The sequence below is a fragment of the Actinoplanes sp. NPDC026619 genome (assembly GCF_040638295.1).
Lineage (GTDB): Bacteria > Actinomycetota > Actinomycetes > Mycobacteriales > Micromonosporaceae > Actinoplanes.
Genome location: NZ_JBEZYA010000054.1, coordinates 1 through 25,048 on the forward strand (window position 1 = coordinate 1; position 25,048 = coordinate 25,048).

Here is a 25,048-nt window from a genome sequence, read left to right on the forward strand (position 1 = left end):
CGCAACCAAACACGGCCTCAACCTCTACGACGCCCTCGTCCAACTCACGTCCGGCCGACCATGGATCCCCGCAATCAGCTGACCTGATTAGTTACACGGCATCAAGGCCCCCGGCCCAATCGGAAAAATCCTGATGCCCCTGATAATGCCCATATTCATGAAACTGGCAATGAACCCAGAAAAGGTCCTGGGCCCAGAACAGCGCTACCGAATCAACTGGACCAAGACCCTGCAAACGCACTAACCAAAACGGTTGGGTGGTCTTCCTCGCGACGGCTACTCAAGCCTTGATCAGAAGGAGCTGGGGCGCCCCAGCTCCTTCTGATTGCCTGACCAGCCACCGCGAGGAGACCACCCGACCCAAGCGTGCGCACAAGCAGGAGCGGTCTCCGAGCGCGGCCGGGGGTTCGGGGGCAGAGCCCCTGAGGTCTTGATCAACCCCGAGAAGGCCGCCGATCCGAAACAGCATAAGCAGCCACAGCGGTAACAGCCGAGACAACCAAAACCGAAGGCCAGGAACCAATCCGCTTAGCAAGCGGATGCGACAGAGCAAACGCCCCGACATAGGTAGCCACCAACGCCGAGGTAACAACCGGACTGGTCCGCCGAGCCCAATCCCGCCCCGCCAACGCACCCCCAGCGGCAAGAATCACCCCACCAAGCGGCCGAATACCAGTACGCCGAGCAACCTGCCATCCCCCGATAAGGGACCCCGCGGTAATAGCTGCAGTAGGTACACGCATCCTCAAAACCTACACCGCCTCACTCCTGAGGCCGCCCACCGAACCGCCACGACGTCACGGCTTGCGCGCCAAAACGAGCCGACTACGCGGGCTACCGTCCCGATCCCGACCGAACTCGGCCAGATCAACAGTCGTCACGGTAAAGCCGGCCGCACCCAGGTCGGCACAAACCGTAGGCAGCGGCATCGTGCGGTAGTACATGACGAACGGCGGCCGCCACACCGCATTGCGAATCCGCATGGTCACGTCGAACCCGAGCGACGCCCAATGAGCCACCGAGGCAATAGACGGCGGCGCGATGACCGGAAAGGCGAACAGCCCACCGGGCCGCAGCGCGCGATAGACCCCGTCAAAGACCGCAGGCCGCTCACCGGGCAGAAAATGCCCGAGCGCACCGAAGCTAACCGCAAGATCAAATCCAGAGGCGAACGGAAGCGTACGAGCGTCAGCCCGCACCCATGAGCCATCCGGGTGCGCGCTCCGAGCCTGCGCCAGCATCCCCGAACTGAAGTCGACGCCGGTGATCCGCCCCTGGCACAGCGGCCGCAGAGCGAGCATGCCGGCCCCGGTCCCGCAGCACACATCCAGCCCATCCTCGAACGGCCCGAGCTCGGTCAACGCCCGAACCGTCGCCGCGAGAAAGGTCTCCGGCGTCCGGAACGGCGTGTGATCGAACTTGGGCGCGAGCAGGTCATACCCCCGCTCGACGGAGGACAGCGCCTGAACGCACAGCTCACGCAGCGAGGGACCTTGAGGCGAGAACACCAGCAGAGGCTACCGCCCGGGCGGCAGAGGTCGGCGCGCTTGATCGAGGTGGCCGGTCAGCTCAGCGCGGGTCTGATAGAGCAGCGACCGCCACGCGGGCGTACCAGCTCCTGGTGCTGCTGCGCACGGAGATCACCGGGGCCCAGCGCAACGGCGACATCGACGACGGCGCCGACCCCCCCAGCGGCTGGCCGCGCTGCTGCTGGCCGTGCTGCGCGGCATGGAAGCGGTCGGCAAGGCCGGTCTCGACGCCCACACCATCGAGGACATCGCGGACACGGCCCTGGCGGTCCTGCCCCAGCGCGCCGCACGTCATGCTGGCTGACAGCAGCCGGAGGGCCCCATCCCGACCGGCGCAGTCAGCGAAGCGCGGTCAGCTCGTCGAGGGCGCGATGGCCGCGCTGGGCCACCCCGGCAACGACATCGTGGCGCCCGAGACGGATGTACACCTCGAGCTGCAGGAGGATCTGAGTCGCGGCGAGCACCACCGCTCCCTCCCAGCCGGCCACGGCGAGGATTCTCGTCCACAGCCGCCTTCGGACACCGTCCAGCGGATCCTGGAAGGTGTGCCACTGGAGCGTGGTGAGATCAGTCGCCCGCGTGCCGCTACCTGCGTTCCCGATATCCACGACCGCCACCACCACTCCGTCCCGGACCAGGACATTGCTCGGGTTGAGATCGGCATGGACCATGTCCGGCGGCTCTCGCGGTGGTGGGACGTCCGCACACACGAGCCGCAGGCGCTCGGCCAAGGCCGACACCACGGAGGAATACCCCGAGAGCCCGGCGACAGCCGATTCCTGACCGGTGGCGACTCGCCAGGCGTACGACCAGTGGTCGTAGGGTTCGGAGGCCTGGCCGGCCTGGAGTTCGACGATCTCCATCAGCTGCTCGACGACGGACGGGGTCAGCTCGGGCAGGGGAGCCGCGTCGACGAAGTCCATCAGGTGCCACACATGAGTGGCGGTGGCTCCCACGCCGAGCCAGGCCGGGGTGGGATAGCCGCGCCGACGCATGTGCTCGGCCACTCTCCGGGCTCGCAACGTCTCGTCCAGGTGGCCGGGGTGTGCCCGGGGCACTGCTTTGAGCACTGCGTCTTCCCTTCCGGCCAACTGGACGCGCATGGCGCCCCCATTGGCGCCTCCGGGTAGGCGACGGAGAACAGTGATTTCTGCCCCGACCACGTCGGCCACGTCGTCCAGGACCTCGGCCGGCAACTCTTCGGGATGGGTGCCCTGGTTCGTGTTGTCCTCCCGGCGCTAGAGGAGTTCCAGCAGGTCGGATCGGGGCAGGCCGGCGTCGGTCAGGGCGCCGCAATCCAGGCCGCGCAGCAGGTAGGCAGCCAGGGCGCGGGCGGTGGCGGGCTCGTCGGCGATGCCGCTCTCCTGGCGGGACAGGTAGCGGTGCAGGCGGCCCACGGCGGCGTCGCGGCCGTCCCGGAAGAAGGCGTACGTCGCCGCGTAGCGGGTGGGTAGTTGCGCCGGGTGAAGGTCCCAGCCCTGGTAGAAGCCGCGCTCCAGGGAACGGCGGACCAGCCGGTGGTGCAGGGCCCACGCCGACTGGACCTCCTCGTGCGTACCCACCGGAAGGATGTTGGTCGAACCGTCGGAGAGGCGGACCCCGGTCTGGGCGGCCGCCGCCTGCATCACGGCCTTCGCATAGTCCGCGACCGGGTGCTCCATCGACTGGCAGGCGGCGGCCACCCCGGCGGCGGCGCTGTAGTCGTAGGTGCCGTAGTGCAGTCCGGTGCAGCGACCGTCGGCCGCGGTCAGCAGGGTGGCGACCGCGGCGGTGCCGTCGGCGGCGAGGATCGCGGACGGGAGCTCGATCTGGATCTCGAAGGTCAGGGCGCCGGCCTTCAACCCGTACACCTTCTCGAGTTTTTCGCAGAGGGTGACCATGGCAGCGACCTGATCGGGGCCGCTCACCTTGGGCAGCGTGATGTTGACCGTGTCCTGATAGGAGTCCAGGAACAGGTCGAGGGTGCGCAGGGCCCGGCGGCGGGTGGTCGCCTCCAGGGATTTGATGCGGATGCCCAGGAACGGCGGCACCGGGCCGTCGCGGAGGACCTTCGCGGCCCGGCGGACCGCCTCGTCCTCCTGGTCGTCGGGGCGGACGCCGTAGCCGTCCTCGAAGTCGACCCGGAGGTCCTCGATCGGCTCCGCCGCCAGCTTGGCGCGGATGTCGCCGGCGTCCCACGGGAAATCCGTCATCGCGTCGAGCGCCAGGGCACCCCACTCGCGGAAGTTGTCCAGGCGGTCGCCCGGAACGTACACGGTGTGGATCGGCTGACGGCCCGGGCGCTCCCCCGGGTAACGGGACTTCAGGAACGCATCGTGACCGGCCAGCCGGACATCCAGCTCCGTGTAGTCGCTGTCGGACAGGCGCATCAGTCGATCGAGTCGTATGCGGCGGTCGTCAGGAAGTCGGCGAAGTCGTCGGCGAGGGCGACGCGCTCGAAGAGCTTGCGGGCGTCGTCGAAACGGCTCGCCGCCCACGCCTCGTCGCCGATCGCCTTGCGAATCTTGACGAGTTCTTCGTCCTCGATCCGGCCGACCAGGTCCGCGGTGATCTCGGAACCGTCCGGCAGGCGGACCTCGTTGTGGATCCACTGCCAGACCTGGGAGCGGGAGATCTCCGCGGTGGCGGCGTCCTCCATCAGGTTGTTGATCGCGACCGCGCCGTTGCCGCGCAGCCACGCCTCCAGGTATTGGAGCGCCACCGACACGTTGCCGCGCAGCCCGGCCTCGGTCACCGGGGCGCCGGTCGACGACACGTCGAGCAGCTGAGCGGCGTCGACCGACACATCGGGGCGCTGCTTGTCCAACTGGTTCGGCTTGTCGCCCAGCACCCGGTCGAAGATCTCCTGGCAGACCGGCACCAGGTCGGGGTGCGCCACCCACGAACCGTCGAAACCGTCGCCGGCCTCGCGCTCCTTGTCCTCGCGGACCTTGGCCAGCGCCACCTCGTTGACCTGCGGGTCGCGGCGGCTCGGAATGAACGCCGCCATGCCGCCCATCGCGAACGCGCCACGCCGGTGACAGGTGGAGACGAGCAGTTCGGAGTACGCCCGCATGAACGGCGCGGTCATCGTCACCGCGGCGCGGTCCGGCAGGATCATCCGGGGGTTGTCGCGGAAGTACTTGATGATGCTGAACAGGTAGTCCCAGCGGCCCGCGTTCAGACCCGACAGGTGATCGCGCAGAACATAGAGGATCTCCTCCATCTCGAACGCGGCCGGGATCGTCTCGATCAGCACGGTCGCGCGGATGGTGCCGTGCGGGATGCCGAGCGTCTCCTGGGCGTAGGTGAAGACGTCGTTCCACAGGGCCGCTTCCTTGTGCGACTCCATCTTCGGCAGGTAGAAGTACGGCCCGCTGCCGCGCTCGAGGAGCTCCTTGGCGTTGTGGAAGAAGTAGAGCCCGAAGTCGACCAGGGCGCCGACCGCCGGCTCGCCGTCCACCGGCAGGTGCCGCTCGTCCAGGTGCCACCCGCGCGGCCGCATCACGATCGTCGGATAAGGACCATCATTCAGCGCGTACGTCTTCTGCGGCGTCTCCAGGGTGATGGTGCGGCGGATCGCGTCGTACAGGTTCTGCTGGCCGTCGACGACGTTCTGCCAGTGCGGGGTGTTCGCGTCCTCCAGGTCGGCCAGCCACACCTTGGCCCCCGAGTTCAGCGCATTGATGGTCATCTTGCGCTCGGTGGGACCGGTGATCTCGACTCGCCGGTCGGTCAGATCGGCCGGGGCCGGCGGCGCCTGCCACTCGGCGGCGCGGATGTCCGCGGTCTCGGCGAGAAAACCCAGCGATGCGCCGGCGGCGATCTCCGCGCGGCGGGCGGCGCGGGCCGCGAGCAGCTCGTTGCGGCGCGGCCGAAAACGCCGGTTCAGGTCCGCGACGAACGCCACGGCCTCGTCGGACAGGATCTCGATCATGGCGCCGGCTCCCCTCGGTGCGATTACTCCTTCGTACCGTAGTGGAGCCCGGCCCCGCCGTCAGCGCTGAACTAGATCACAGCCCGCCCAGCGGCGTCGGCCGCGCCGCGATCTTGGCGAGCGGCCACCGCGGCAACGGGGGCACGGTGAGGCGGGTGGGACGGAGAGGAGGTGCGGGCGCGGTGGGGACGTCTTGCCGCGCCCGCACCTCCGGGAGTAAGGCCTGGGGATGGTCGGCGGGGATGAGCACTGGTGGGGACTGGCCCGGGGTGCGGGTCGCCTTGCGCGAGAGGCGCGTTACGACCCTGCCGCCCGCGATGGTCGCGGGCGGCAGCCGCCGTAGGCGGGGTTCGTGGCTGGTGCGGTTGGGGAGATGCGGGGCGTACTGCTAGAAGGTTCCGGCGGTGTTGCACTTGGCCTTTTGGACGATGCAGTCCTTGACGCGGTGGCCGAGCGCGGCGTTGTCCCAGGCGAAGAAGGCGTCGCCGTGCATGGAGCTGGCGTTGCCGGAGGCCAGTTTGAAGCCGGCGGCGGAGCCCGAGGTGGGGTAGCCGATCACGAAGGACAGGCTGGGGATCGCCACCGGGTATTTGCCGCTGCACTTGCCGTCGCCGTCGGCGCCGCCCACGTGCGACTTGTGGTCGGGGCTGTCCAGGTGGACGCCGTCCCAGCAGTCGGGGAAGGTCAGCTGGAAGGTCAGTTCGGCGGTCTTGGCGCAGACCGGCCAGTTGCCGTCGGCGCTGCGGCCGATCTCGCCGCCGGCGCCGGCGCACCAGAACTGGCCGGGGGCGCCCTTGGGGGTGTCGATCTGTCGCTTCGCGTCGCCGACGATCATGCGGAAGCCCTGCGGGAACGGGACGGTCTTGGTCGTGTCGGGCAGGCGGGAGCCGTAATAGACGGTCACCCCGTGCGGCTCGATGGCCTGGCCGTTCTCGTAGAGCGTGGGGATCCAGTAGGCGGAGTGGTCGTCGAGCGGCTTGCAGCTGGAACCGGTGTTCGCGAGCAGCGTCTCCGTCGTGGTCGCCGCGTCCGTGCTGTCGTTGCCCAGGAACGAGTGCATGTGCGAGGCGCCCGGGAGGTTGGGGAAGACGATCGGGTCGTCGGTCTTCGCGTGGCTCACCGTGCAGGAGGCGTTGGACTCGGCGACGCGGACCGGGTTGTTGGTGATCGGGCGGAACGCCATCGCGTTGAACTCGGCCAGCTGGGTGGCCCATTTTGCCTGGTCGACGTCGACCCAGCCGGCGCCGGTTGTCGGCGCGGTCGTGGGCGCCGCCGTGGGTGCCGTCGTCGCCGGCGTGGCCGGCGTGGCCGGCGTGGCCGGGGTGCTTGGGGTCGTTGAAGGGCCGCCCAAGGTGAACCAGTTGACGTTCACGAAGTCCGATTTCTGGGGACTTTTCATGACTGCTACCAGCGTCTGGCTGCCGGTCGGCGGCTGCTTGATCGTGGCGGTCGCGGTGACCCACTTCTGCCAGCCGCCGGTCTTCGCCACCGGGATGGTCGCCAGCAGCGTGCCGGTCGCGGTGCCGGTGTGCAGCTCGATCGTGCCGCCCGCGGTGTTGTCCGAGGCGATCCGGGCCTGCACGGTCGCGCCGATCTGGACGTTGTCGTAGCGCAGCCAGTCGCCGTCCGCGAGCCAGCCGACGTTTTTGCCGCCGTCGGCGTCGGCCGTGTTCTCGGTCTGCGCGCCGGACTGCGCGGAGTACGCCTCCGCCTGCAGCCGGCCGGGCACGACCGTCTCGGCAGCGTTGGCGTTGGCGATGTAGAAGCCGCTGACGCCGACCGCCGCGGCGACCGCCGAGGCGAGGAGGACTCGGGTGCGGGCGCGGTGATTGCGCCGAGGTGCGTGGAGAGGTTCGGTCCGCATTTGAATTCTCTACCTTTTCCGGTGACCGAGGGGGCTCGATTCATAGGGAGTATGCAGAGGTAGAGGGCTTGTTTCAATGCGTGGAGAAAGACTTATGAATGGCGTTTTCGGGCGGTGCTGGTGGCCGCGATTTCCATTCTGAATAACGCCTTTTCCGGGCCGCCGTTCTTAATTTTTCCTTAAGTTCCGGAGGGGTTACCGGTCGCCGAGGATGCGGCGGTGGGCCCGGCGCGCCTGGCGGGTCAAGGATTCCGCGTCGGCGTGGACCAGCTCGCCGCGCTCGACGATCGGCCGGCCGCCGACCAGCGACAGCTCGACCGCGGCCGGCGGGCCGAAGACCAGCGCCGCCCGCTTGTCGTCGATGCCCTCGTGGCCGAGACCGTCGAGCCGCCAGATGACCAGGTCGGCCAGCTTACCCCGCTCGATCGAGCCGAGATCGTTGTCGCGGCCCAGGCAGCGGGCGCCGCCGATGGTGCCCAGACGCAGCGCCTCGGCCGCGTTCATCGACTTCGGGCCGCCGCGCTGGCGAGCCGTGTAGAGCGCCTGCCGCAACTCGGCGCCCAGGTGCGAGACCTCCTGCGAGGCGGCGCCGTCGACCCCCAGGCCGACCGGGACGCGATGGTCGAGCAGCTCGCGGACCCGGGCGCTGCCGGCACCGAGCCGGGCGTTGGAGCTCGGGCAGTGCGCCACGCCGGTGCCGGTCGCGCCGAGCTTGGTGATCGCCGAGTCGTCGAGGTGGACGCCGTGCGCCAGCCAGACGTCGTCGCCCAGCCAGCCGACCCGCTCGGCGTAATCGACCGGCGTGCAGCCGAACCGCTCGAGGCAGAACTCTTCCTCGTCGTCGGTCTCGGCCAGGTGCGTGTGCAGCCGCACGCCCCTGCGCCGGGCCAGGTCGGCGGCCTCGGTCATCAGTTTCTGGGTCACCGAGAACGGCGAGCAGGGAGCGACCGCGATCTGCAGCATCGCGTCGGGCGACGGGTCGTGCCAGCGGTCGATCGCCGCCTCGGTGGCGGCGAGGGCCGCGTCGGTGTCTTCCACGACGTGGTCGGGTGGCAGGCCGCCGTCCTTCTGGCTCAGGTCCATCGAGCCGCGGGTCGGGTGGAAGCGGACGCCGATCAGCCGGGCCGCCTCGATCTCGGCCTCGAGGACGTCGCCGCCGTCGCGCGGGAAGACGTAGTGGTGGTCCATGCTGGTCGTGCAGCCGGACAGGGCCAGCCAGCCGAGGCCGGCGCCCGCGGCGGCGCCGACGATCTCGGCGTCGAGCCGGCCCCAGATCGGATAGAGCGTGGTCAGCCAGCCGAACAGGGTCTCGTCGAGGGCCAGGCCGCGGGTCACCCATTGGTAGAGATGATGGTGGGTGTTGACCAGGCCGGGCGTGACCAGGCAGCCGGTGCCGTCGACCCGGCGCACCGAGCCCTGATAACGGCCGGCGTGCCCGGCGCCGACCGCGGCGATCCGGCCGTCGTCGCCGACCACCACGTGGCCGTCGTCGTGGTAGGTGTCGTTCGCGTCGACGGTGGCGACCGCGACGTTCTCGATGATGATCACAGGTACCACTCCGCGGCGGCCGGAGGCGCGTCGTCGCGGGTCACGGTGCCCTCGATCAAGCCGTAGGGGCGGTCGCCGGCGATGAACACCTCGTTGTCGTTGGCCAGGTCGAACGGGGAGAGATCGACCAGGTAGTGGTGCTTGTTGGGCAGCGCCAGCCGGATCTCGGCGATCTCCGGCCGCTGCGACAGCACTTGGCTGCCCATCGACAACAGGGTCTGCTGCAGCGAATAGCTGTAGGTGTTGACGAACGCGCTGGTCATCGCCTCGACGGCGCCCGCGTAGGACTTCGTGAAGTCGGTGGACGCAGAAAGGTGCCGCCAGCGGGCGTCGACCGCGGTGGCCAGGATGCGGTCGGTGGTCTCGGGCAACGTGGTGTATTCGTCGCGCGGGAAGCCGTGGAACTCCGACGCCGTCGAGTTGAGCAGCACCAGGCCGGTGAGCCCGGAGACCACCTGCTCGAACTCGTCGGTCACCACGATCGACGCCAGCCGGGTGTAGTCGCCCTTGCGCTGGAACGAGTGCGGGCCGAGCCGCTCCCAGGCGATCGACTCGATGCTCACCCGGGCCGCGAACACCTGCTCCTGGGTGGCCACGAAGTGCCGGGCCAGCAGCAGGGCGAACTCCTCGGGCTCGCCGACGCCGTGCTTCTTGGCGAACGCGTAAACCGTGTTCTTCATCGTGTCGGTCGGCAGCACACCCGAGTTGTCGCCGGTCAGGTGTGTCTCGGCCAGGTCGCCGGAGAGCGACACGCTGACGTTGAAGTCGGCCAGCGAGTGGGTGTCGCCGTCGCGGGACACCCGCACCAGGCGCGTCTCGGCCTTGCCGTAACGATTGGGCCCAAGAACGATCGCCACGGAGTCAGCTCCCTCGATAAGTGGTGTAGCCGTAATGGCTGAGCAGCAACGGAACGTGATAGTGCCGTTCCGGGTCACGGACGTGGAACGCGACGGTGACCTCGGGGAAGAAGCACTCGTCGCCCAGGTAGGGCTCCACGTAGAAGAACAGGCGGTAACCGCCGGCCTGCCACTCGTGCAGCGGCACGCGGTAACGCAGGCGGCCGTCGGCGTCGGTGCGGCCCTCGGCGATCATGCGCCAGCCCTCGGAATCGCGCCGCTCCAGCCGCACATAGACGTCGCGGGCCGGGTCGCCGGTCACGGTGTCGAGGATGTGCGTCGAGATCCTGGCGTGGAATTCCGGCTCGGTTCCGTCATCCGAGGGCATCGAGCACCCGCTCCAGCCGCAGCAACGCGATCTTGCGCAGCTCGTCGCGCACGACGGCCCGCTCGGTCTCCTCGTCGTTGGCCACCCGCTCGCGCGCCACCGCCAGGATCTCCTCCTGGGTGCGGCCGCTCGCGAAGATCAGGAAGACGTGGCCGAACCGCTCCTCATACGCCCGGTTGGCCTCGATCAGCGCGGCCTTGGTCAGCTCGTCGGCGCCCTGCGCGGCCGTCGACTGCTCCCGCCGGGAGAAGGCCGCCTCTTTCGAGTCACCGGCCGCCCGCTCACCGATCCGCGGATGCGCCGACAGCCCCGCGAGCACGTCGGGCCAGGTCAGGCCACGGGCCGCGGCGTCGCCGGCGGAGATGATCTCCGATCGCTCGCGATAGGGCCGTTTCGCGGCCACCGCGGCGCCCCAGGCCGGCGCCGCGCAGCAGGCCAGGAGGTCTTCCTCGAGACGAACGGCCGGGAGCGCGTTGAAAACCTCTGTCGCGTCCACTCGGCAACCCCCTCCTGTGTCGCTCAGTCAAGCAGGCCAGGTCATGTCAGTGCAGATCTTTGCGCAGGAATTCACAAACATGTCCTTCCCTGCAACACACACCCTGCCATGGGGGTCCGACAGTTTCCGCGGCCTGAGGAACGATGGTCTCGTGCTCCTTGCCGACGACGCCTTGCCCGATCTGCCGATCCGGGCGCTTCTGCCGCAAATTCGCGAAACGCTGTCCGGCGCCGGCGCCGCAGTCCTGGTGGCGCCGCCCGGCACCGGCAAGACGACGCTGGTCCCGCTCGCACTCGGCGGTCCGGGCGGCCGGGTGGTGGTGGCCGAGCCGCGCCGTCTCGCTGCGCGAGCCGCGGCGCGACGCATGGCGTTTCTGCTGGGCGAGGAGGTCGGGTCGCGGGTCGGTTATTCGGTACGCGGTGACCGCCGCGTCTCCCGCCGGACCGTGGTCGAGGTCGTCACCACCGGAGTCCTGGTCCGCCGTCTGCAACGGGACCCGGAGCTGGCCGGCACCGCGGTCGTCGTCCTCGACGAGTGCCACGAGCGGCACCTCGACACCGACCTGGCGCTGGCGTTCCTGGTCGAGGCGCGGGCCGCCCTGCGCCCCGACCTGCAGCTGCTGGCGACCTCGGCCACCGCCGACGCCGAACGCCTGGCCGAGGTGCTGGGCGGGGCGCCCACGATCGCCGCCGAGTCCCGCCTGTTCCCGGTCGACGTGCAGTGGCTGCCGCCGGCCGGCCCGATCTCGCCACCGCTCGGCCTGCGCGTCGACCCGCGGCTGCTCGACCACGTGGCCGCCACCACCCGCCGCGCGCTGGCCGAGGGCGACGGCGACGTGCTCGTCTTCCTCCCCGGCGCCCGCGAGATCGACACCGTCGCCGGCCGCCTCGCCGGGGTCGACGCCGAGGTGATCGCGCTGCACGGCCGGCAATCCGGATCCATTCAGGACGCCGCGCTGCGGGCCGGGCCGCGCCGCCGCGTCGTGCTGGCCACCGCGGTGGCCGAGAGCAGCCTGACCGTTCCGGGTGTCCGGGCCGTGGTCGACGCCGGGCTGTCCCGGGTGCCACGGATGGACCACGCCCGCGGGCTGGGCGCGCTGGTTACCGTGCCGGTGTCGCGTGCAGCCGCCACCCAGCGCGCCGGCCGGGCCGGCCGGGAGGCGCCCGGACGGGTCTACCGGTGCTGGTCGCAGGCGCAGCACGACCGGCTCCCGGCTCAGCCCGAGCCGGAGATCGCCGCGGCCGACCTGACCGGGTTCGCCCTCGATCTGGCCCTCTGGGGGCATCCGGACGGCACCGGGCTCGCCCTGCCCGACCCGCCGCCGAGCGGCGCGATGCAGACCGCGGTGGCCACCCTGCACGACCTGGGCGCGGTCGACGCCGGCGGCCGGATCACCCCGCGCGGCCGGGCGCTGGCCGACGCCGGACTGCATCCGCGTCTGGCGCGGGCCCTGCTCGACGGCGCTCCCCTGGTCGGCGCGCGCCGGGCGGCCGAGATCGTCGCCCTGCTGGACGACGACCGCTCCACAACCGACGACCTGGTGGCGGCGTGGCGCCGGGCCCGCTCGGGCGGAGACCCGGCGTGGCGCTCCGAGGTGCGCCGGCTGACCGCCGCCCTGGACCGGTCCCCCGGCGACGACATCGCGGTCCCCGACGTGACGGATGCCGCGGCCGAGTCCGGCCACGCCGAAAGCGACGGACACGCTGAAAGCGACGGCCACGCCAGGAACGACGGCCGCACGCAGGACGACGGCCGCGCCGGAAGCCGGCGGCCGGCGGCAAGCGACCGCGCTGCGACAAGCGGCCGCCGCAAAGCCGGAAGCGAGCGCAGCGAAGCGGTCCGGCGGCCGACGCAGCCGGAATCGGGGCGGGTGCCGGACGACCTTGCCGCCGGGCTCGTGGTCGGGCTCGCCTATCCCGAACGGGTCGCCCGGGTCCGCGAGGCCGGTGGCCGGTCCTACCTGATGGCCGGCGGCACCGCCGCCGATCTCGGTCCGGGCAGCGGCCTCGGCGGCGTGACCTGGCTGGCGATAGCCTCCGCCGACCGGACGGCGGGAGCGCGGACGGCACGGGTCCGGGCCGCCGCGCCGCTCGACGAGGCGACGGCCCGGGAGGCGGCCGCGACGATGCTGACCGACACCACCGAGATCGGCTGGACGGACGGCGACGTGGTGGCCCGCACGGTGCAACGCCTGGGCGCGATCGTCCTGGTCGAGAGGCGCATTGCCGACCCCGACCGGGCGCTGGTCCAGGCCGCACTGCGCGAGGGATTGAAGCGCGACGGACTCGACCTGCTGACCTGGTCGCGCGGAGCGGTGGAGCTGCGCGAACGGCTGGCGTTCGCGCATGCCGCACTGGGCGAGCCGTGGCCGGGCGTCTCCGACGAGGCGCTGCTCGACCGGGCCGAGGAGTGGCTGAGCTTCGGGCCTGCGAAGAGACGTGCCGACCTGGCGAAGCTGGACGTGGCGACCGGCCTGCGCCGCCTGCTGCCCTGGTCGGTGGCCGGCCGCCTGGACGAGGTGGCCCCGGAGCGGCTGCCGGTGCCGAGCGGATCGCGGGTTCGGGTGGACTATTCGGACGCCGAGTCGCCGGTGCTCGCGGTGAAGGTGCAGGAGGCGTTCGGCTGGAAGGACGCGCCGCGGCTGGCGGAGGGCCGGGTTCCGGTCTTGCTGCACCTGCTCTCGCCGGCCGGGCGGCCGGTCGCGGTCACCCGGGATCTGGCGTCGTTCTGGGCGCAGGGCTATCCGCAGGTCCGGGCGGAATTGCGAGGCCGGTACCCGCGCCACCCCTGGCCCGAGGACCCGACCACCGCCGAGCCGACCCGGCGAGCGAATCCGCGGGCTCGCTGAATCCGGCCGACTCCCCTGAAACCGGGGTCTCGACCGCGAGATCAGACCCCGGGATCAAGGAAAGCGGCGTGTCTATCCGAGCTGCCGCAGGGATGCCGAGCCGGGCTGACTGGGGATCACCGGAGACTTCAGGCGTTCCAGCGGCGCAGGCTGCCCGAACAGGTAGCCCTGCCCGAGCGGACAACCCAGGGCGGCCAACCCGGTCGCTCGGGCACTCGTCTCGATGCCCTCGGCCACCACCACGATGTCCAGCGAGTCGCAGATGGTCAGCACCGAGCGGCACAGGGCGCCGGCCCGCTCCGGCGTCACGTCCACATCGGTCAGGGTCGAGTCGAGCTTCACGATGTCGACCGGCAGCGAGTGCAGCTGGGCCAGGGCGTTGAAACCGCTGCCGAAGTCGTCGAGGGCGATCCGCGGGCCCAGCGCTCGCAGCCGGGTGGCGGCGGCCGCGGCGGCCGGCAGGTCGCCGATGCGGTGGGTCTCGGTGATCTCGATGATCAGGCGGGACGGCGGCAGCGGGTGGCGGGCCAGGGCGGCTTGCACGGCCTCTTCCAGGCCGGGCTGGCCGAGCCGGGCCGCGGACACGTTGACGTGCACGTCGATCGGGCGGCCGTAGACCGCGGCCAGGGCGGCGGCGTCGGCGCAGGCCTGGTTCAGGACGAAGTCGTCGATCGCGGCCACCTGGCCGGTGCGTTCGGCCACCGTCACGAAGACGTCGGGGTGCACGGAGCCGCCGGCCCCGGGGAGGGTCCAGCGGGCCAGCGCTTCGACGGCCACCGTCGCGCCGTCGTGGAGGCGGACGATCGGCTGGTAATAGACCTCGAACCCGGTCGGCCGGCCGCCGGTCACCAGGGCCTGGGCCAGCAGGTGGGGCAGGTCGGCGTTGCCGTCGGCCGTTCCGGCGTACCGGGCCAAGGCGCCTTTGCCCCGGCGTTTGCTGGAGTACATCGCGGCGTCCGCCCGGCGCAGCAGCGCGTCCGCCGTCAATGGCTCGCCGGGTTCGGGGGCGACCAGGCCGATGCTGGCGCCGACGCCGATGCGGTGGCCGTCGATGAAGAACGGCTCGCGCAGCGCGGCCAGGATGCGGTGGCCGGCCGGTTCGGCGTCGTCGGGGTGGCGGTCGAGCACCACCGCGAACTCGTCGCCGCCCAGGCGCGCGACCAGCTCCTCGGCCGAGATGCAGGCGACCATGCGGTCGGCGATGGCGCGCAGCACGCGGTCGCCCATGGCGTGGCCGAAGCTGTCGTTGATGAGCTTGAAGTCGTCGAGGTCGGCGAACAGGACGGCCAGGGGCTTGCCGTGGTGGCGGTGGTCGTCGAGGGCCCGCACCAGCCGTTCGCGGAACAGCGCCCGGTTGGCCAGACCGGTCAGCGGGTCGTGGTAGGCCTGATGGTGCAGGCGCCGCCGGCCCTCGGAGACGCGGTCCAGCAGCACCGTGTTGTCGACGATGGTGAACATCTGCCGGGCCACCACCAGGCCGAGGCCGAGCCAGCCGAGATAGGCCTCCCACGGCGAGAGCGGATTGCCGGGGCCGGTGCTGAGGGCGATCACCACGCCGGTGGTGGTGACCGGCACGTACGGCAGCAGCAGGTGCAGCCAGTCCCGTTCGGGACCGGCCGGTTCCGGGTCGTCGGCGGGGGCCGGGCGGGACAGGGCGGCGAGCGCCAGGAAGCCGCAGCCGAACAGGTAACCGCTGGCATGCCCGTGGCTCAGCGGACCATCACCCAGGTTGATCAGGCGCAACGTGTCGCTCACGCCGAAGCAGAGCAACGCCACGCCGGAGAGGTAGAGCGGCTGGCGAGCGGCCCGGGAGCTGGGCCGGGTGGCGAGCAGCAGCACCACCATGGTGAGAAGAAGAAGATCACTGATGGCGTACGCGGCGGCCATGCCGATGGCGGCGGGCGTCTGGCCGGCCCAGCTCAGGACCCGGTCGGGTATCGCCGACCAGGCCAGCGCGAGCAGCGACCCACAGATCAGCACGCTGTCGATGAGCAGCGCGATCTGGTCGCGCCGCGGTGAGGTGCCGGCCGGGCGAGGCCGGCTGTACGGCACGTTGAGCAGTCCGAACAGCAGGAACACCGGGAGCACGAGGAAGCCGACGTCGGGAACCGTGGCCGACACCCAGCCGGGGTCGGTGACGTCGCGCGCGACCCAGTAGACGCGCATCAGCGCCCACCCGCCCAGACCGATCCCGGCGAGCAGGCGCCATCGTCGCTGAACGCCCCCACGCCGGTTGGCGGCGGCGACGCAGACCCACGCGGCAGCCACCCCCGCTGCCGCCTGAACCGCGTCGTCGTAGAGCCGCGACCCCCGCGGCCCGACGAGTTCGCCGAACGCTACCGAACCCAGGACGAGCGTCAGCGTGACGAGAAGTCGCGCTGTCATCCATCAGCCCCCTGATCCACGACCGGAGTAACCTACCTCAGCCCGGCGCGGATCGGAGCTGGTCAGTCGGCCGGAGTCAGATCGCCGACGAGCACCGTCACGTTGTCCGGCCCGCCGCCGCGCAGGGCGAGGTCGACCAGCCGCTCGGCGCAGGACTTCGGATCGGTGGCGGCGAGCATCTCCTGCTCGATGGTCTCGTTGCTGACCACGGCGGTGAGGCCGTCGCTGCACAGCAGCCAGCGGTCGCCCGGCTCCGGCTCGACGATGACGTAGGCGGGGCTGACCGGCTCGCCCTGCAGCACCCGGGTGACGACCGAGCGGCGCGGGTGGCCGGCCGCTTCCTCCGGCTTGATGAGGCCCTGGTCGACCAGCATCTGGACGTACGTGTCGTCCTTGGTGAGCTGGTTGAGCCGGCCGTCGCGCACCAGGTAGGCCCGCGAGTCGCCGACGTGCGCCATCGCGGCTCGAGTGCCGGAGAAGATGACCGCGGTGAGCGTGGTGCCCATGCCCTGCAGCTCGGGGTCGGCGACCACCTGCTCGGCGATCTTCACATTCGCCGCTTCGAGCGCTTTGTGCAGCGCGTCCATCTGATTGTCGTTGTCGATGGGCACGTCGAGCCCGCTGACCGCCTCGATAGCGAGACGGCTGGCGAGGTCACCGGCGGCCATGCCGCCCATCCCATCGGCAACGACGAGCAGGTGATCACCGGCGTAGTAACAGTCCTCGTTGTTGCTGCGGACATGTCCTTGGTCGGTGACCGCCGCCCACCGGAGGTGCAAGGTCATGGCGGGTAGCTTCCCAGATCAGCGCAAGCCTGTCTGCACGCGGGCGGCGGCGCGTCGCCGAAAAACGCGGCGGATGCGGTTCACATGGCGCTTCAGCTGGGGTTCAGCGGCCGCCCGAGGCAGCGCGGGTCAACCGTGTCGTCACGGTGCGTGGGCGCGATCCAGGAAAGCGCCGATTCCTCGACCCGCCACCCGCGGACCGACACGACGCTGTCCGGCGGGCGCACCGGCTGCGGGCAGAGCGTCTTGGAGCGCACCTCGTCGTTCGGGATGAAGACGACGGCGCCGTCGCTCTGGAGCATGGTCGTGGAGGTGTCGTCCACCGAGATCAGCTGGCCGCGGACGATGTGCGGGGCGCTCCCGGCCGGGCCGACCTCGACCGCGCTGTCCGGCAGGACGGGCGCCCGCAGGAAGATGATGCCGATCGCCAGCGGGGCGACCAGCGCCGCGGCGACCGCCGGCCAGTGCGTGACGAGCCGCGCCGACCAGGCCGGCACCGGACCGGTGAGCAGGGGCCCGAGCAGCGGTGGGACACCGAGCATCAGCGCGGTGGTGGTCTCGCCGGCGTGCAGCGCGGTGACGATGCCCGGCCACACGAAGATCAGCACGAGCAGTCCGGTGAACACCGGCACCCCGACGGTGATCCACAGCATGAGCCAGCGTTCGGTGCGGAACCGCAGGGTGGCGGTGGCGCCGAGGATCGACACGATGAGCATGCCGAGGACGGGCAGCAGGCGCAGCTGCCAGGTGAAGGCGGCCAGCATGGTGGCGAGCAGCACCACCCAGTCGGGCATCCGCAGCGCGGTGACGGCGAGCAGCGAACGACCGGCGTCGGCGGGGGCGCTGACCAGCAGGATGCCGCCGAGGGCGCGGAGCACGAGGATGGCCGCGGGCACGGTCCAGATCAGCGTGATGAACAGCGCGCTGATCATGCCGAGCGGGCTGATGTACTGCACCAGCAGCAGCATGGTCGGGAGATCCTGCCGGCTCAGGTACCACAACCGGAGCACGAGCAGGACCAGCGGGAACGCGGGCAGGACGGTGAGCAGCCAGTTGAGCTGAGCGCGGCGGCGGCGGGGCGGGATCGGGCCGCCCTTGACGAAGATGTCCGTCATGGGAAGACGTCCTCCCAAGGCAGGTCACGCACGTTCGGCTTGGTGATCGTGGGCTGGGTGGCGACCGCGATCGGGGTGGACTGGTTCTGCTTCACCTCGACCTGCAGGTTGCTCTGGAAGGCCTTCTCCCAGCGGTCGTCCTTGGGGTCCTTCAACGAGCGATAGAGCGTGAGGTTGACCAGCTTCTGCAACGCCGGGTTCTCCCCCACGTTGACGCCCCACTTCTCGGTGGCTTCGTAACCGAGGTCCCAGTGCTTGAACTCGTTGGGGTAGCGGGCCTTGTAACCGGCCAGGATGGCGGCGTCGGTGCTGACCGCCTCGACGCGGCCCTCGCGCATCTCGGTGATGCACTCACTGACCCGGTTCTTGCTGCGCACGATGGCGCCGGCCGCCTGCAGGCCGGTCAGGCTGGTCGAGGTGGACAGCGAGCACACCTGTTTGTCGGCCAGGTCCTTGAAGGTCGCCACGGCCGGGTGGTCGTTCAGCGTGAGCACCGACTGCTCGGTGTACAGATAGGGACCGGCGAAGGTGACGCCGGCCTTGATCCGGTCGTCGGTGATGCTGTAGCTGGCGATGACCAGCTTGACCGCCACCCGCTTGTGCTCGGGGGTGGCGTCGTAGGCCTGCATGCGGGCCCGGTCCTCGCTCTCCATCCCGAAGAACTTGACCTGGTCGCGCCGGAAGCCGAGATCTTCGCCGATCAGGTACGCGATGTCGACGTCGAAGCCGCTCCAGATCTTCGTCTCGGGGTCGTAGAACGCGACCCCGGGCTGGTCGTCCTTGACGCCGACGGTGAGCTCCTGCCAGCCGTCCACGCCGGACTGGGCGCGCAGCTTGGCAACCGACGGCGGCCCGCCCACGAACAGCTTCATCATGGCCAGGGCGAGCACCAGCACCAGTGCGAGGCCGAGCGCGGCCAGCCGGAACGCGGCCAGGTTGAAGCGCGGCGGCGGGTCGGCGAGCGGCTCCGGCTCGGGTGGTGGCAAGCGCCGGTCGGCCGCCTCGCGCTCGGCGATGTCCTGCACCGCGATGTCTTCCGCGGTGCCGTCGGGGCCGGGCATGCGTCGTCGAATCGGCCACGCGAACCGGCCCGAGCTTTTATCGGTCATCGCCCCGCCCCCCAGGTCTTAGGCACCCCTATGGTGCCGCACCGGGTTCAGCGGGCGGCGACCACCACCGCACTCTCGGGCGGCAACTCCACCCGATCGCGTTGAAGAACCACACCCGGTTCGGTGGCGAGCAGCACCTTGCTGGGCACCGAACGAAGACTGACCGTCTGGGTGACCGGGGCGAGGTTGACCGCGACCAGGCAGCCGCCGCGCTTGATCACGACGTGCTGGTCGCCGTGCCACACCTCGACCTTGGACAGCGACGGGTCGGACAGCTCGGGGCGGCTGTGGCGCAGGGCGATGAGCCGCTTGTAGAGATCGTGGATCTCGGCGTGGCCGGGCTTGGCGAGCTCTTCCCAGTCGAGTTTGGAACGCTCGAAGGTGGCCGGGTCCTGCGGGTCGGGCACCTCGGTCTCGGCCCAGCCGTGCGCCGCGAACTCGCTCCGGCGGCCGTTGCGCACCGCGGCGGCCAGTTCCGGCTCGGGGTGGCTGGTGAAGAACTGCCAGGGGCTGCTGGCCGCCCACTCCTCGCCCATGAACAGCATCGGGGTGAACGGCGCGGTCAGCAGCAGGGTGGCGCCGACCTTGAGCAGGCCGGGCGACAGGAGCGCGGAGAGCCGGTCGCCGACCGCGCGGTTGCCGATCTGGTCGTGATTTTGCAGGAAGGCGACGAACCGGTGGCCCGGGGTGGACAGGCGGTTGACCGGGCGGCCGTGCGTGCGCTGCCGGAAGCTGGACCAGGTGCCGGCGTGGAAGAACGCGCCCTCGAGGACGCTCTGCAGGCAGTCCAGCGAGCCGAAGTCGCCGTAGTAGCCCTGCCGTTCCCCGGTCAGCAGGGTGTGCAGCGCGTGGTGCACGTCGTCGTCCCACTGCGCCTGCAGGCCGAAGCCGCCGGCCTCGCGCGGGGTGATCAGCTTGGGGTCGTTGAGGTCGGACTCGGCGATCAGCGCGAGCGGCCGGCCCAGGTGCGCGGAGAGCGACTCGACCTCGACGGCGAGCTGTTCGAGCAGGTTGACCGCCGAGTGGTCGACGAGCGCGTGCACGGCATCGAGCCGCAACCCGTCGACGTGGTAGTCGCGCAGCCACATCAGCACGCTGTCGGTGATGTATCGGCGCACCTCGTCGGCGTGCGGGCCGTCAAGGTTGACCGAGTCGCCCCAGGGGTTCGAACCGTGGGCGGACAGGTACGGCGCGAACATTGGGGCGTACGCGCCGCTGGGCCCGAAATGGTTGTAGACCACATCGAGGACGACGCCGAGGCCGCGCGCGTGGCACGCGTCGACGAAGCGCTTCAGGCCGTCCGGGCCGCCGTAAGCAGAATGCGGCGCGTACCAGCAGACCCCGTCGTAGCCCCAGTTGTATTCGCCGTTGAAGGCGTTGACCGGCAGCAGCTCGACCAGATCGACGCCGAGGTCGACCAAATGGTCCAAGCGAGAAATGGCCGAGTCGAATGTCCCGGACGGGGTGAATGTTCCGATGTGCAGCTCGTAGAGCACCGAGCCGGGCAACTGGCGGCCGGTCCACGACTGGTCGGTCCACGCGAAGGCGGACTGGTCGTAAACCCGGCTCGGGCCGTGCACGCCCTCAGGCTGCCACTTCGAGCGCGGGTCGGGCAGGGGCGATTCGGCATCCGGCAGGACGTACGCGTAATCCGACCCCGGCCCGGCCGACGGCACGTCGAGCCGCCACCACCCGTCGTCGCCGCGTTCCATCTCGCGGTCCTCCCCCGCTACCTGCAGACGAACAGTCTTCTCGGGGACCCAGACTTCGAAAAGCGTCATTGTTCTTTCACCAGCAGAGCGACGGGGTACGTACGGAGCAACTCGGCCACTGCCAGACGGTTACCGCCGTAGCTGGTATTCGTGAAGACTTCCGTCCAGCTGTGACCGTCGAGTGACAAGGCAGTGTCGCCCCAGCCACCATGACGTGACAAACCCACGGGCAGGCGGGTGGCCACCGTCACCACGCCACCCCGGTCGAAGGCCAGCGCGTGCTCGCCGCAGCGACCCTCGGCCCAGACCGGGCGATAACTCGTGAACAGCTCCGGCCGCTGCCGGCGCAGGCGCAGGGTGCGGCTGGTGACGAGCAGTTTGGCGGCGCCGCTGTCGTCGGCCCCGGGCAGCCAGCCGTCGTCGATGCGGGCCAGCAGCTCACGGCGGGCCGCGAAGTCGACCGGCCGCCGGTTGTCCGGGTCGACCAGGGAGAAGTCCCACAGCTCGGAGCCCTGGTAGACGTCCGGGACGCCGGGCATGGTCAGCTGCACGACCTTCTGGCCGAGCGAGTTCGACCAGCCCGGCGGCGTGATCGACTCGGCGAAACCGGCCACCTCACGCTGCAGGGCCGGGTCGTCGTAGATCTTGTCGACCATCTCCCGCAGCCGCGTCTCGAACTTCTCGTCCGGCTGGTACCAGGTGGTCCCGGTTGCTGCTTCGCGTGCGCTCTTGACGGCGTACGCCTGCAGTCTCTCCCGGGAGATCGGCCATGCACCGACCGCGGCCTGCCAGATGAGATGCGCCAGCGCCGGGTCCGGGAGCGGAGCGATCCGGACCCAGCGGCGCACCACCTCGGTCCAATCGCCCGGCACCTCGGCGAGGACCGCGAGCCGGGCCCGCACGTCCTCGCTGCGCTTGGTGTCGTGGGTCGAGAGCGAGGTCATCGCCTCCGGCCACTCGCGTCCGCGCTGCTCGGTGGCATCGTGGAACTCGTCCGGGCTGACCCCGAACTTCGCCGGGTCGTTGCCGACCTCGTTGCGGGCGGTGAAGCGGGTCCAGCGGTAGAACGAGGTGTCCTCCACGCCCTTGGCCATCACCGCGCCGGTGAACTGCTGGAACCGCATCGCCAGCTCGTCGGCGGGGTTGCGCAGCCGGCTGGTGAGCTGGTCGAGGACGCCGATCAGCTGCGGCCGGCGGCGGCCCGCCTCGGAGCGCGCCTTGGCCAGGTGCCGGGAGCCGAACGGCAGGTAGGAACGGTAGACCGGGAAGCAGGCGGCGAGCTCGGCAAGGGCTTTCGGCGCGGCCTCGATCTCCGGTACGAGTCGGGCCATCCGGGCCAGCTCGGCGGCGAGGAGCGTGGTCGCGACGTGCAGCTTGGCCTCGTGCACCTGATCCTGCCAGGACCTCTCGCCGCCGGTGAGGTGGTGCTGGAGGGTGTCGAAGAACGCCTCGGTGGAGGGGTCGACGAAGACTCCGCAGACCTCGGCGAGCGAGTCGTAACCGGTGGTGCCGCCGACCGGCCAGGCCGGCATCTCCTCGCCCGGCTCGAGGATCTTCTCGACCACGATCCAGGCGTCCGGGGCGGCGGCGCGCAGCCGGTCGAAGTAGCCGCCGGGGTCGCGCAGGCCGTCCGGGTGGTCGACCCGGATGCCGTCGACCATGCCCTCGGCGTACCACCGGAGGATCTCGGCGTGGGTGGCGTCGAAGACCGCCGGGTCCTCCACGCGCAGGCCGGCCAGGTCGGTGATGGAGAAGAAGCGGCGGTAGTTGAGCTCGCTGTCGCCGCGGGTCCAGTCGGCCAGCTCGTAGTGCTGCCGGTCGTGGATCTCCCGCGGCGTCCCCTCGGAGCCGGTCCCCTCGGCGATCGGGAAGCGCTTGTCGTAGTAGCGCAGCTCGCCGTCCTCGACGCGCAGTTTGTCCAGCTCATCGGCGCCCTGCCCGAGGACCGGGAGAAGGATTCGGCCGCGCGACCAGTCGATGTCGTAAAAGTCGGAGAATTCAGACTTTTGGCCGTTCTTCAACACGTCCCACCACGTGGGGTTCACTGCGGCGACACCCACCCCCGCGTGATTGGGAACGATGTCCACCACCAGCCCGAGGCCGGCCGACTTGAGCGAATCCGACAAATTCCGCAAACCATCGGCACCGCCGAGGGCCGGGCTCACCGAGCGGTGGTCGACCACGTCGTAGCCGTGTTCGGAGCCGGGCGCCGCGGTGAGCAGCGGCGCCGTGTAGAGATGGCTGACCCCTAGATCGGCCAGATAATCGGTCAACTCGGCGGTGGCGGACAACGGGAACTCGGGTCGGACCTGGACTCGATAGGTTCCAGACGGACGGCCTTCAGCCCGGTTAAGGGCGGCGGCGGGGCTGGGATGGGGCATCAGTTTCAGACCGTCCTGTCCAGCACGATGAGGGACCGGTCCGGCACCAGGAGCTTGCTGCCGGCCTCCACGACCGACGGGCGATCCGGGGACGGCTCGGCAGTTTCGATGACCTTTTCCCACTTCTCCCCGTACTCGGCGGGAGGCGTGGAGAACTCGATGGGCGCGTCGTGCGCGTTGAAGAACAGCAGGAACGACGAGTCCACGTGCCGCTGGCCGTACTGGCCGCGTTCGCGGATGCCTTCGCCGTTGACGAACAGCGCCACCGCCCGGCCGAAGTCGTTACCCCAGTCGTCGCCGGCCATCTGCCGGCCGTCCGGGGTGAACCACTCCAGGTCGGGCAGCGGGTCGCCGCCGCCGCGCGCGGTGACCGGCAGGCCGGTGAAGAACCGGCGCCGCTGGAACACCTGGTGCCGGTGGCGGAACGCGGTGAGCTTGCGGGTGAAGTCGAGCAGCGTCTCGTCGGCGTCGCCCCAGTCGATCCAGGCCAGCTCGTTGTCCTGGCAGTAGGCGTTGTTGTTGCCCTGCTGGGTGCGGCCCAGCTCGTCGCCGTGCGAGATCATCGGCACGCCCTGCGACAGCATCAGCGTGGCCAGGAAGTTGCGCCGCTGCTTGCCGCGCAGGGCGAGCACCTTCTCGTCGGCGGTCGGGCCCTCGATGCCGCAGTTCCAGGACCGGTTGTGGCTCTCGCCGTCCCGGTTCTCCTCGCCGTTGGCGTCGTTGTGCTTGTCGTTGTAGGCGACCAGGTCGTGCAGCGTGAACCCGTCGTGCGCGGTCACGAAGTTGATCGAGTGGAAGGGCTTGCGCCCGTCGTCCTGGTAGAGGTCGGCCGAGCCGGTGATGCGGGAGGCGAACTCGGCCAGGGTGGCCGGCTCACCACGCCAGAAGTCGCGGACCGTGTCGCGATATTTTCCGTTCCACTCGGTCCAGTTCGGCGGGAAGTTGCCCACCTGGTAACCGCCGGGGCCGACGTCCCACGGCTCGGCGATCAGCTTCACCTGGCCGACCACCGGGTCCTGCTGCACCACCTCGAAGAACGTGGAGAGCCGGTCGACGTCGTAGAACTCGCGGGCCAGGGTGGAGGCGAGGTCGAAGCGGAAGCCGTCGACGTGCATCTCGGTCACCCAGTAGCGCAGCGAGTCCATGATCAGCTGGAGGCTCTGCGGACTGCGCACGTTGAGGCTGTTCCCGGTGCCGGTGTAGTCCATGTAGAACTGCGGCTGATCGTCCACCAGGCGGTAATAGGTGCGGTTGTCGATGCCCTTCAGCGACAGCGTCGGTCCCAGGTGGTTGCCCTCGGCGGTGTGGTTGTAGACCACGTCGAGGATGACTTCCATGCCCGCCTTGTGCAGCGCCTTGACCATGCCGCGGAACTCCTGGGTCTGCTGGCCCAGCGTGCCGGTCGAGGAGTAGCCCTGATAGGGCGCGAAGAAGCCGAGCGTGTTGTAACCCCAGTAGTTGCGCAGACCCAGGTCGTCGAGGCGGTTGTCGTGCACGAACTGGTGCACCGGCATCAGCTCGACCGCGGTCACGCCGAGGCTCTTCAGGTGCTCGATGATCGCCGGGTGGCCGATCGCCGAATAACTGCCGCGCATGTCCTTGGGCACCTCGGGGTGCCGTTCGGTCAGGCCCTTGACGTGCGTCTCGTAAATCACCGAGTGGTGGTACGGAATGTCCGGCCGGCGGTCGTTCCCCCAGTCGAAGTACGGGTTCACCACGACGCCCTTGGCCATGTACGGCGCCGAGTCGAGATCCGACATCTGATCGGGGTTGCCGAGCTCGTACGCGTACAGCGACGGGTGCCACTTGATGTCGGCATCGACCGCACGCGCGTACGGGTCGAGGAGCAGTTTGTGCGGGTTGTACCGCAGCCCGCGACCCGGCTCGTACGGCCCGTACACCCGATAGCCGTACCGCTGGCCGGGTTCGACCCCCGGCAGGTAGGCGTGCCAGACGAAGGCGTCCTGCTCGTGCAACTGAACCTTGCGCTCGTTGCCGGACGGGTCGAACAAGCAGAGCTCCACCGCCTCGGCCCCCTCCGAGAAGATCGCGAAGTTCGTGCCCGTGCCGTCGTACGTGGCCCCCAGCGGGTACCGGTGACCAGGCCAAACTTGCATGTCGTACGCCCACCCCTCA

At 70.2% G+C, this 25,048-nt stretch carries 18 protein-coding genes; 1 reads left to right on the plus strand and 17 read right to left on the minus strand.

The window, feature by feature from the left end; all coding sequences use genetic code 11:
* Positions 1–797: 797 nt before the first annotated feature.
* The 10 genes from AB0E90_RS50130 to uraD form a co-directional block, all read right to left on the minus strand.
* Positions 798–1,508, minus strand: a complete 711-nt coding sequence (locus tag AB0E90_RS50130; RefSeq protein WP_360420693.1) for a class I SAM-dependent methyltransferase — start codon at positions 1,506–1,508, stop codon at positions 798–800.
* A gap of 61 nt (positions 1,509–1,569) precedes the next feature.
* Positions 1,570–1,764, minus strand: coding sequence for a hypothetical protein (locus tag AB0E90_RS50135; RefSeq protein ID WP_360420695.1), 195 nt, complete (start codon positions 1,762–1,764; stop codon positions 1,570–1,572).
* Positions 1,765–1,867: 103 nt separating this feature from the next.
* Positions 1,868–2,701 (minus strand): phosphotransferase, encoded by an 834-nt coding sequence (locus AB0E90_RS50140; RefSeq protein WP_360420743.1) that lies wholly within the window; start codon positions 2,699–2,701, stop codon positions 1,868–1,870.
* A 66-nt stretch (positions 2,702–2,767) separates the two neighbouring features.
* On the minus strand, positions 2,768–3,898 hold the full coding sequence (locus AB0E90_RS50145) for an aldolase/citrate lyase family protein (RefSeq protein WP_360420697.1): 1,131 nt from the start codon (positions 3,896–3,898) through the stop codon (positions 2,768–2,770).
* Positions 3,898–5,445: a malate synthase A gene (gene aceB / locus AB0E90_RS50150; RefSeq protein ID WP_360420699.1), complete on the minus strand. Its 1,548-nt coding sequence runs from the start codon at positions 5,443–5,445 to the stop codon at positions 3,898–3,900. The genes AB0E90_RS50145 and aceB overlap by 1 nt, the downstream gene beginning before the upstream one ends.
* A gap of 388 nt (positions 5,446–5,833) precedes the next feature.
* Positions 5,834–7,309 carry a DUF1996 domain-containing protein gene (locus tag AB0E90_RS50155; protein WP_360420701.1) on the minus strand — a complete coding sequence of 492 codons (1,476 nt, stop codon included), beginning with the start codon at positions 7,307–7,309 and terminating at the stop codon, positions 5,834–5,836.
* Positions 7,310–7,504: 195 nt separating this feature from the next.
* On the minus strand, positions 7,505–8,857 hold the full coding sequence (locus tag AB0E90_RS50160; RefSeq protein WP_360420703.1) for an 8-oxoguanine deaminase: 1,353 nt from the start codon (positions 8,855–8,857) through the stop codon (positions 7,505–7,507).
* Positions 8,854–9,714 carry a factor-independent urate hydroxylase gene (gene pucL, locus AB0E90_RS50165; protein WP_360420705.1) on the minus strand — a complete coding sequence of 287 codons (861 nt, stop codon included), beginning with the start codon at positions 9,712–9,714 and terminating at the stop codon, positions 8,854–8,856. The genes AB0E90_RS50160 and pucL overlap by 4 nt, the downstream gene beginning before the upstream one ends.
* Positions 9,715–9,718: 4 nt before the next feature.
* Positions 9,719–10,081 (minus strand): hydroxyisourate hydrolase, encoded by a 363-nt coding sequence (gene uraH, locus AB0E90_RS50170; RefSeq protein WP_360420707.1) that lies wholly within the window; start codon positions 10,079–10,081, stop codon positions 9,719–9,721.
* Positions 10,068–10,577, minus strand: a complete 510-nt coding sequence (uraD, locus tag AB0E90_RS50175) for a 2-oxo-4-hydroxy-4-carboxy-5-ureidoimidazoline decarboxylase (protein ID WP_360420709.1) — start codon at positions 10,575–10,577, stop codon at positions 10,068–10,070. The genes uraH and uraD overlap by 14 nt, the downstream gene beginning before the upstream one ends.
* 151 nt (positions 10,578–10,728) lie before the next feature.
* Between uraD and AB0E90_RS50180 the strand changes: the two genes are divergently transcribed.
* Complete coding sequence (locus AB0E90_RS50180; protein ID WP_360420711.1) at positions 10,729–13,425, plus strand: ATP-dependent helicase C-terminal domain-containing protein; 2,697 nt, start codon at positions 10,729–10,731, stop codon at positions 13,423–13,425.
* Between the two features lie 72 nt (positions 13,426–13,497).
* Here the strand turns inward: AB0E90_RS50180 and AB0E90_RS50185 are convergent, their stop codons facing one another.
* From AB0E90_RS50185 to glgX, 7 genes are all read right to left on the minus strand, one after another.
* Positions 13,498–15,810 (minus strand): EAL domain-containing protein, encoded by a 2,313-nt coding sequence (locus tag AB0E90_RS50185; protein ID WP_360420713.1) that lies wholly within the window; start codon positions 15,808–15,810, stop codon positions 13,498–13,500.
* A gap of 62 nt (positions 15,811–15,872) precedes the next feature.
* Positions 15,873–16,595 (minus strand): PP2C family serine/threonine-protein phosphatase, encoded by a 723-nt coding sequence (locus tag AB0E90_RS50190; RefSeq protein ID WP_360420715.1) that lies wholly within the window; start codon positions 16,593–16,595, stop codon positions 15,873–15,875.
* A 92-nt stretch (positions 16,596–16,687) separates the two neighbouring features.
* Positions 16,688–17,710, minus strand: coding sequence for a hypothetical protein (locus AB0E90_RS50195; RefSeq protein WP_360420717.1), 1,023 nt, complete (start codon positions 17,708–17,710; stop codon positions 16,688–16,690).
* Positions 17,707–18,819: a transporter substrate-binding domain-containing protein gene (locus AB0E90_RS50200; protein ID WP_360420719.1), complete on the minus strand. Its 1,113-nt coding sequence runs from the start codon at positions 18,817–18,819 to the stop codon at positions 17,707–17,709. Before AB0E90_RS50200 ends, AB0E90_RS50195 begins: the two co-directional genes overlap by 4 nt.
* A 47-nt stretch (positions 18,820–18,866) precedes the next feature.
* Entirely contained in the window at positions 18,867–20,600 is a 1,734-nt protein-coding gene (gene treZ / locus AB0E90_RS50205) for a malto-oligosyltrehalose trehalohydrolase (RefSeq protein WP_360420721.1), read from the minus strand.
* Complete coding sequence (gene treY / locus AB0E90_RS50210) at positions 20,597–22,912, minus strand: malto-oligosyltrehalose synthase (protein WP_360420723.1); 2,316 nt, start codon at positions 22,910–22,912, stop codon at positions 20,597–20,599. The genes treZ and treY overlap by 4 nt, the downstream gene beginning before the upstream one ends.
* Positions 22,913–22,917: 5 nt before the next feature.
* Positions 22,918–25,029 carry a glycogen debranching protein GlgX gene (gene glgX, locus AB0E90_RS50215; protein WP_360420725.1) on the minus strand — a complete coding sequence of 704 codons (2,112 nt, stop codon included), beginning with the start codon at positions 25,027–25,029 and terminating at the stop codon, positions 22,918–22,920.
* Positions 25,030–25,048: the final 19 nt, after the last annotated feature.

Excerpts from the sequence above, each read along its gene's own strand:
- AB0E90_RS50145 (WP_360420697.1), bottom strand. The coding sequence starts at position 3,898 with ATGCGCCTGTCCGACAGCGACTACACGGAGCTGGATGTCCGGCTGGCC.
- aceB (WP_360420699.1), bottom strand. The coding sequence starts at position 5,445 with ATGATCGAGATCCTGTCCGACGAGGCCGTGGCGTTCGTCGCGGACCTG.
- AB0E90_RS50155 (WP_360420701.1), bottom strand. The coding sequence starts at position 7,309 with ATGCGGACCGAACCTCTCCACGCACCTCGGCGCAATCACCGCGCCCGC.
- uraH (WP_360420707.1), bottom strand. The coding sequence starts at position 10,081 with ATGCCCTCGGATGACGGAACCGAGCCGGAATTCCACGCCAGGATCTCG.
- AB0E90_RS50185 (WP_360420713.1), bottom strand. The coding sequence starts at position 15,810 with ATGACAGCGCGACTTCTCGTCACGCTGACGCTCGTCCTGGGTTCGGTA.
- AB0E90_RS50190 (WP_360420715.1), bottom strand. The coding sequence starts at position 16,595 with ATGACCTTGCACCTCCGGTGGGCGGCGGTCACCGACCAAGGACATGTC.
- AB0E90_RS50195 (WP_360420717.1), bottom strand. The coding sequence starts at position 17,710 with ATGACGGACATCTTCGTCAAGGGCGGCCCGATCCCGCCCCGCCGCCGC.
- AB0E90_RS50200 (WP_360420719.1), bottom strand. The coding sequence starts at position 18,819 with ATGACCGATAAAAGCTCGGGCCGGTTCGCGTGGCCGATTCGACGACGC.
- treZ (WP_360420721.1), bottom strand. The coding sequence starts at position 20,600 with ATGACGCTTTTCGAAGTCTGGGTCCCCGAGAAGACTGTTCGTCTGCAG.
- treY (WP_360420723.1), bottom strand. The coding sequence starts at position 22,912 with ATGCCCCATCCCAGCCCCGCCGCCGCCCTTAACCGGGCTGAAGGCCGT.
- glgX (WP_360420725.1), bottom strand. The coding sequence starts at position 25,029 with ATGCAAGTTTGGCCTGGTCACCGGTACCCGCTGGGGGCCACGTACGAC.